The 7,401-nt window shown below is 60.0% G+C and carries 7 protein-coding genes; 4 read left to right on the forward strand and 3 right to left on the reverse strand.

Annotated features, from left to right (window positions below):
• The 3 genes from AC1DSG_RS08100 (at position 1) to AC1DSG_RS08110 (ending at position 3,414) form a co-directional block, all read left to right on the forward strand.
• Positions 1–2,169, forward strand: a complete 2,169-nt coding sequence (locus AC1DSG_RS08100) for a xanthine dehydrogenase family protein molybdopterin-binding subunit (RefSeq protein ID WP_477790418.1) — start codon at positions 1–3, stop codon at positions 2,167–2,169.
• Between the two features lies 1 nt (position 2,170).
• Positions 2,171–2,749: a hypothetical protein gene (locus AC1DSG_RS08105; protein WP_477790419.1), complete on the forward strand. Its 579-nt coding sequence runs from the start codon at positions 2,171–2,173 to the stop codon at positions 2,747–2,749.
• Between the two features lie 74 nt (positions 2,750–2,823).
• Positions 2,824–3,414 carry a GGDEF domain-containing protein gene (locus tag AC1DSG_RS08110; protein ID WP_477790420.1) on the forward strand — a complete coding sequence of 197 codons (591 nt, stop codon included), beginning with the start codon at positions 2,824–2,826 and terminating at the stop codon, positions 3,412–3,414.
• Here the strand turns inward: AC1DSG_RS08110 and AC1DSG_RS08115 are convergent.
• Positions 3,392–3,817, reverse strand: coding sequence for a VOC family protein (locus AC1DSG_RS08115; protein ID WP_452626206.1), 426 nt, complete (start codon positions 3,815–3,817; stop codon positions 3,392–3,394). The two genes, AC1DSG_RS08110 and AC1DSG_RS08115, sit on opposite strands and share 23 nt — an antisense overlap.
• A 114-nt stretch (positions 3,818–3,931) precedes the next feature.
• Between AC1DSG_RS08115 and AC1DSG_RS08120 the strand changes: the two genes are divergently transcribed.
• Positions 3,932–4,798: a LysR family transcriptional regulator gene (locus tag AC1DSG_RS08120; RefSeq protein WP_477790421.1), complete on the forward strand. Its 867-nt coding sequence runs from the start codon at positions 3,932–3,934 to the stop codon at positions 4,796–4,798.
• Positions 4,799–4,982: 184 nt separating this feature from the next.
• Here AC1DSG_RS08120 and fabI read toward each other — a convergent pair whose 3' ends face one another.
• Both fabI and AC1DSG_RS08130 read right to left on the reverse strand, forming a co-directional pair.
• On the reverse strand, positions 4,983–5,777 hold the full coding sequence (fabI, locus tag AC1DSG_RS08125; RefSeq protein WP_452626208.1) for an enoyl-ACP reductase FabI: 795 nt from the start codon (positions 5,775–5,777) through the stop codon (positions 4,983–4,985).
• 24 nt (positions 5,778–5,801) lie between these two features.
• Positions 5,802–7,401 (reverse strand): ABC transporter ATP-binding protein (locus AC1DSG_RS08130; protein ID WP_477790422.1); only part of this gene is annotated, 1,600 nt, incomplete at its 5' end.

Raw genomic sequence — 7,401 nt, forward strand, 5'->3', positions numbered from 1 at the left:
ATGAACAGCATCCACCCGGTCTCGCGCCGTGGTTTTCTCAAGGGCAGCGCCCTGTTGGGCAGTGGCCTGGTGGTAGCGTTTGTCATCCCCGGAGCCCATCGCTTTGCCTTGGGCGCGGAGAATCAAGGCAATATTTTCGCGCCCAACGCCTTCCTGCGGATCGGCAACGACAACAGCGTCACCGTGCTGCTCGGCCATTCGGAAATGGGCCAGGGCATCTGGACCGGCCTGACCATGTTGATCGCCGAAGAACTGGACGCCGACTGGTCGAAAATTCGCGTCGAACACTCACCGGCCTCGGCCGCTGAATACGGGATGGCCGGTTTCGGCGGGATGCAAATCACCGGTGGTTCGACCTCGACCTGGATGGAGTTCGACCGCTACCGTTTGGCCGGGGCGGCAGCACGCCTGATGTTGGTCGAAGCGGCAGCCAAGCGGTTCGATGTTGCACCTTCGCAGATCCGCACCGAATCAGGCGTGGTCATCGCGGGCGACCAGCGCGCCACCTATGGCGAGCTGGCGGATGACGCCGGCCAGTTGCCGGTGCCGGATCCGGCCTCGATCAAGCTCAAGGACGCCAAGGACTGGAAGATCATCGGCAAACCCACCAAGCGCCTGGACACGCCGGAGAAAATTACCGGTCAGGCCAAGTTCGGCATGGATGTGCAATTCGACGGTTTGATGACCGCCATGGTTGCCCGCCCGCCAGTGTTCGGAGGTAGCGTCAAATCCTTCGAAGGTGCCGCGGCGCTGGCGGTGCCGGGCGTGCATAAAGTGGTGCAAGTGCCCTCGGGCGTTGCGGTGATTGCTGATCATTACTGGGCGGCGAAGTTGGGGCGCGATGCGCTGGAAATTGACTGGGATCTTGGGCCGAACACCGGCCTGGACAGCCAGAAACTGCTCTCGAGTTTCCGCAAACTGGCCGCCACGCCAGGTATTTCGGCCAGCAAGGCGGGCGATGCAACGGCCGCACTGGCCAAAGCAACGAAGAAGATCAACGTCGAATACAGCGTGCCGTACCTGGCCCATGCGCCGATGGAACCGCTCAATTGCACGGTGAAAATCAGTCAGGACAAATGCGAGATCTGGACCGGCACCCAGTTTCAGACGCTGGATCAAATGATCGCCGGAAAAATTACCGGGCTCAAACCCGAGCAGGTGGAGATTCATACCGAGTTTCTCGGCGGCGGTTTTGGGCGCCGAGCCAATCCCACTTCCGATTTTGTCGCTGAGGCGGTGCAAGTCGCCAAGGCGGCGGGCGCGCCGGTGAAAACCGTGTGGTCCCGTGAGGACGATATTCGGGGCGGTTACTACCGTTCGATGTTCCTGCATCAGGCCAATATCGGGCTGGGTGCCGATGGTTTGCCGGTGGCCTGGAAGCATGTGCTGGTCGGGCAGTCGATCATGGCCGACACCTCGCTGGAGGCGAGCATGGTCAAGGGTGGCGTCGATAAGACCTCGGTCGAAGGCGTCGCCGATAGCCCTTACCTCGAAGACCTGGCCGATCACCAGGTGGAGCTGCACTCACCGAAAACCGGCATCGCCGTGTTGTGGTTGCGCTCGGTCGGGCACACTCACACGGCGTTTGTCATGGAATCGTTGATCGATGAATTGGCCGAGGCGGCCGGCAAAGATCCGGTGGAATACCGAAGAATCTTGCTCAAGAACCACCCGCGGCACTTGGGCGTGCTCAATCTGGCGGTCGAGAAAGCCAATTGGGGCGCACCCTTGCCCGACGGTCACGCGGTGGGCGTGGCGGTACACGAGTCGTTTGGCAGCTATGTGGCGCAGGTCGCCGAAGTGTCCCAGGAGAATCTGAAAATCCACGTACACCGGGTGGTGTGCGCCGTGGATTGCGGAATTGCGGTCAACCCGCAGAGCATCGCCGCGCAGATGGAATCGTGCATCACCTTCGGCCTCAGCTTCGCTTTGCACAGCAAACTGACCTTAAGGGGCGGGCAGGTGGTGCAGTCCAATTTTCACGATTATAAGGTGCTGCGGCTGAACGAAATGCCGCTGGTCGAGGTGCATATCGTGCCGAGCAGCGACAAGCCTGGAGGCATCGGAGAGACCGGTGTTCCGCCTACCGCACCGGCGGTCGCCAACGCAGTATTTGCCCTGACCGGGCAGCGCTTGCGCGAGCTGCCGCTGCAACTGTCGGGGGTGTGAGATGAAACGACATCTGATGCTGGGCGCGGTGCTGTTGATCGGCCTGGCGGGCTACGCCGAGGACCTGTATGCGGACGACAAGGAAGCGATAAAGGCCTTCGATACGGTGCAGAAGGTTTTCCAGAGCCCGCGTTGCCAGAACTGTCATATTCCGGGCGATTCGCCGCTGCAATTCGATGCTGGAATTCCCCACGCCATGAACGTGGTGCGCGGGATGGACGGCAAGGGCGCGGCCGGTTTGCCGTGCGTGACGTGTCACGCCGAGTCCAATCCGCCGGCCAGTTACGGGCCGCATGCGCCACCGGGGGCACCGCACTGGAGCCTGCCGCCCGCGGCGCACAAAATGGCCTGGAACGCTCTGCCAGCCGATAAGTTATGCGCGATGATCAAGGACCGCGCCAGCAATGGCGACCGTGATTTCGCCGCACTGATCAAGCATGTCAGCGACGACAAGTTGGTGCTGTGGGGCTGGAATCCCGGCGAGGGCCGGGCGCCGGTGCCGGTACCTCACGACGTCTTCGTCACGCAATTCAAGCTGTGGGCGGAGGCGGGAGGGCCGTGTCCGCGGGTGGGCAGTTGACCGGCGGTCCGTTAACACGGAGTCAATGCAGGTATGGTCGACTCTAAAGACCATGTCCGTTGAGGGAGTGAGTCATGCTAATCCCAGGCAAACCGGTCAAACCAGGTGTTGGGGCCGTTCCTTTACGTTCCCCGCAGGAAGAGCGCGAATGGCTGCGTGACCTGGCGCGCAAGGCCGAACAAGAACTGTCGGGCGTACAGATGGCAAGCATGGACGAGTTGACCTTGCTCCCCAACCGCCACGGTTTCACCACGCTGGCCGAACAAGGTCTGGACGCCTGTCAGCGACTGGAGAAACCGGCCACGTTATTGCTGTTCAACCTTGATGACTTCAAGCGAACGCACTACCTGTATGGCCGGGCCGCGAGCGACAAGGCGCTGAAAGTCTTCGCTGACGTGCTGCGCATCGCCCTTCGCGAAAACGATGTCATCGGTCGACTGGGCAGCGATAAGTTTGTCGCGTTGCTCACGGGTTCAGGCACGGTCGAACTCGCCGCCATCAAGGCCCGGCTCGAAGAAATACTCGCCGAGCGTAATGCCTCGGCCCATCGCGCCAACGACCTGCGCTTCAGTCTCGGCCAGATCGAATACGACCCCCTGAGTCACGGCTCAATCGAAGGGCTGTTGGCCGAGGCGGACGCATTCACTTGGCAAACAGCTGACTGATGTCCTTGAAGGCCTTGAATTCCAGCGCATTGCCGCACGGATCGAAGAGGAACATCGTCGCTTGCTCGCCCACCAGGCCCTGGAAGCGAATACCCGGTTCGATCACGAACGACGTGCCCAGCGCGGTCAGACGCTGCGCCAGGGCCTCCCACTCACTCATGCTYAAGACCACGCCGAAATGCGGAACAGGCACGTTATGGCCGTCCACGGCATTGGTGTGCGCGGCTTCCTGAGAGGCATTTTTCGGCGCTAGGTGAATCACCAGTTGATGGCCGAAAAAATTGAAATCGACCCAGTGATCGCTGGAGCGACCTTCTTCCAGACCGAACACCTCGCCATAAAAATTCCGTGCGGCGGTCAAGTCATACACTGGAATTGCCAAGTGAAAAGGGGACAGTTGCATAGGGCGGGCCTCGGAGGGTGGTAGGTGTGAAGCTGAGTTTAGCGCTGTGATTTTTGATTGAAAGACGATAGTTTTTGCGTCGAGAGCAAATTATTTCGATCAATAGAGGCCGTCATGCTGCGGGAACTGAAAACGTTCATTGCCGTCACTCGTTACGGCACCTTTGCTGCGGCCGGCATGCACATTGGCCTCACGCAGTCGGCGGTCAGCGCTCAAATGCGCAATCTGGAACAGGCGCTGGGCATCCGTCTGTTCGACCGCACCGGGCGTCAGGCGATACTCAACGCCGCAGGCCTGCGGGCATTGCCGATGGCCAAGGAGATGCTGGACACCTTCAGCCGCATGGCGATCAGTGATGACGTCAGCGAATATCGCGGTGAGTTGAAGATTGGCGCTGTGGCCACGGCTCAGACCGGATTGCTGCCCCAGGCGTTGTTGCGGTTGAGGCAGCAGGCGCCGTTGCTGGAGCCGAAACTGGTGCCGGGTGTTTCGCTGAACCTATTGAGTCAGGTGGACACCGGTGAGGTGGACTTGGCGATTCTCATCAAGCCGCCGTTCGAGCTGCCCAAGGAGTTGTCGGTTCAGGTCATTCGCCGGGAGCCGTTCGTGCTGATCGTGCCGATGGACCTTGAGGGCGATGACCCATTACAGATCCTCCGAACACATCCGCAGGTGCGCTATGACCGAAATTCGTTCGGCGGACGACTGGTGACGCGGTTTTTGCGTGAGCAGCAGATTGACGTGCAGGTGGCGCTGGAATTGGATGAGCTGGAAGCCATTGTGAAAATGGTCGAATGCGGGTTGGGCGTATCGCTGCTGCCCGAGGCGGGCTTGTGGCTGGAGTATGGGGCGAAGGTCAGGATCATCCCGTTGGGCGAGCTGACGTTTTACCGGGAAATAGTGTTGCTGCAGCGTTACAGCCAGCGCACACAGCCAATCCAGCAGCTGTTTGCCAATTGCCTCATCCAGCCTATTGGCTAAACAAAATCCCCCTGTGGGAGCGAGCCTGCTCGCGAAAGCGGTGGGTCAGTCAACATCGATATTGAAGGTCAGTCCGTCTTCGCGAGCAGGCTCGCTCCCACAATTGACCGTGTCGATCCAGGTAATTATTTCAGGCATAAAAAAACCCGCCAGAATCGGCGGGTTTTTTTTGGCTAGCTGAAGATTACTCTTCCAGGCTACCCATCGCAGTGGTGTTGAAGCCACCGTCCACGTACATGATTTCGCCGCTGATGCCGGACGCCAGGTCCGAGCACAGGAAGGCGCCGGCGTTGCCGACTTCGTCGATGGTGACGTTACGACGCAGCGGGGTTTGCGCTTCGTTGGCGGCCAGCATCTTGCGGAAGTTCTTGATGCCGGAAGCGGCGAGGGTGCGGATCGGGCCAGCCGATACGCAGTTGACGCGGGTGCCGTCCGGGCCCAGGGAGCCGGCCAGGTAACGTACGCCAGCTTCCAGCGAAGCCTTGGCCATGCCCATTACGTTGTAGTTGGGCATGGTGCGCTCGGCGCCCAGGTACGACAGGGTCAGCAGGCTGCCGTTGCGGCCTTTCATCATTTCGCGGCCGGCTTTGGCCAGGGCCACGAAGCTGTAGGCGCTGATGTCGTGAGCGATGCGGAAACCTTCACGGGTGGTGGCTTCGGTGAAGTCGCCGTCCAGTTGGTCGCCCGGGGCGAAGCCGACGGAGTGCACGATGCAATCCAGGCCGTCCCACTTCTTGCCCAGCTCAACGAAGACCTTGGCGATTTCTTCATCGCTGGCCACGTCGCACGGGAAGCACAGTTCAGGGCTGGAACCCCAGCTCTGTGCGAACTCTTCGACACGACCCTTGAGTTTGTCGTTCTGATAAGTGAAGGCAAGCTCAGCGCCCTCGCGATGCATGGCGGCAGCGATGCCGGATGCGATGGACAGCTTGCTGGCGACACCGACGATCAGTACGCGCTTACCGGCGAGAAAACCCATGTGTTGCTCCTCTCTTTCAGGTTATTACGCAGTGGCTGGTGCCAGGAAAGCGGCTTCCAGCAACTGCTGTGTATACGGATGTTGGGGGGCGGCAAAGATACTTTGCGCGTCTCCCTGTTCGACCACTTGGCCCTGCTTGACCACCATCAGCTGGTGGCTCAGCGCTTTGACGACAGCCAGGTCATGGCTGATAAACAAATACGTCAGGTTGTACTTGGTTTGCAGTGACCGCAGCAGCTCCACCACTTGGCGTTGTACGGTGCGGTCGAGGGCCGAGGTCGGCTCGTCCAGCAAAATCAACGCCGGTTTTAGCACTAATGCCCGGGCAATGGCGATTCTCTGTCGTTGCCCGCCGGAAAATTCGTGGGGGTAGCGGTTCCGGGTTTCCGGATCCAGACCTACCTCCTTGAGTGCCGCAATAATCGCTTGTTCCTGTTCCGCTTCGGTGCCCATTTTGTGGATCCGCAGGCCTTCGCCAACAATCTGGCTCACGCACATCCGTGGGCTCAGGCTGCCAAACGGGTCCTGAAACACCACCTGCATCTCTCGCCGCAACGGCCGAACCTCGTTCTGCGTCAGGCAGTCTAGCTGCTTGCCTTCAAAACGGATCGCGCCCTTGCTGCCGATCAGCCGCAAAATCGCCAGGCCGAGCGTCGATTTGCCAGAACCGCTTTCACCGACAATCCCCAAGGTCTGCCCCTGCGGCAGGCTGAAATTGATGCCGTCCACCGCTTTGATGTGGTCAACGGTCTTTTTCAGCAGGCCTTTCTTGATCGGGAACCAGACTTTCAGGTCCTCGACTTGCAGCAATGGCGGCCCGATAACATTGGTCGCCGGCTTGCCGCTGGGCTCCGCTGCCAGCAATTCCCGAGTGTACGGATGCTGCGGCGCACGGAACAGTTCCTCGCACGATGCCTGTTCGACGATGCAACCGCGCTGCAWGACACATACGCGGTGCGCAATTCTTCGCACAAGGTTCAAATCGTGGCTGATCAGCAGCAGCGACATGTCCAAACGGGTCTGTAATTCTTTGAGCAATTCGAGGATTTTCAGCTGAACGGTCACGTCCAGCGCCGTGGTCGGTTCGTCGGCGATCAGCAATTCTGGCTCATTGGCCAGGGCCATGGCGATCATGACCCGCTGACGCTGACCACCAGACAATTCGTGGGGCAGCGCTTTCAGACGCTTTTCCGGCTCGGGAATGCCGACCATCTCCAGCAATTCCAGTGTGCGTTTGGTCGCCACTTTTCCAATCAGGCCTTTGTGGATGCCCAACACTTCGTTGATCTGCTTTTCGATGGAGTGCAGCGGGTTGAGGGAAGTCATCGGCTCCTGGAAGATCATCGCGATCCGGTTGCCGCGGATGTGGCGGATGGACCTCTCTCTCATGTCCAGCAGGTTTTTCCCGGCATACTCGATGGTACCGGTCGGATGCCGGGCGATCGGGTAGGGCAGCAGTCTCAGGATCGAGTGAGCGGTGACCGACTTGCCCGAACCGCTTTCACCGACCAGCGCCAAAGTTTCTCCGCGGCGGATATCAAAACTCACGCCTTCGACCACCCGTTGCACGCGCTCGCCGACGCCAAACTCGACGGACAGGTCGCGCACTTCGATCAGATTGTCC

The sequence above is a fragment of the Pseudomonas sp. P5_A12 genome, from assembly GCF_056400685.1.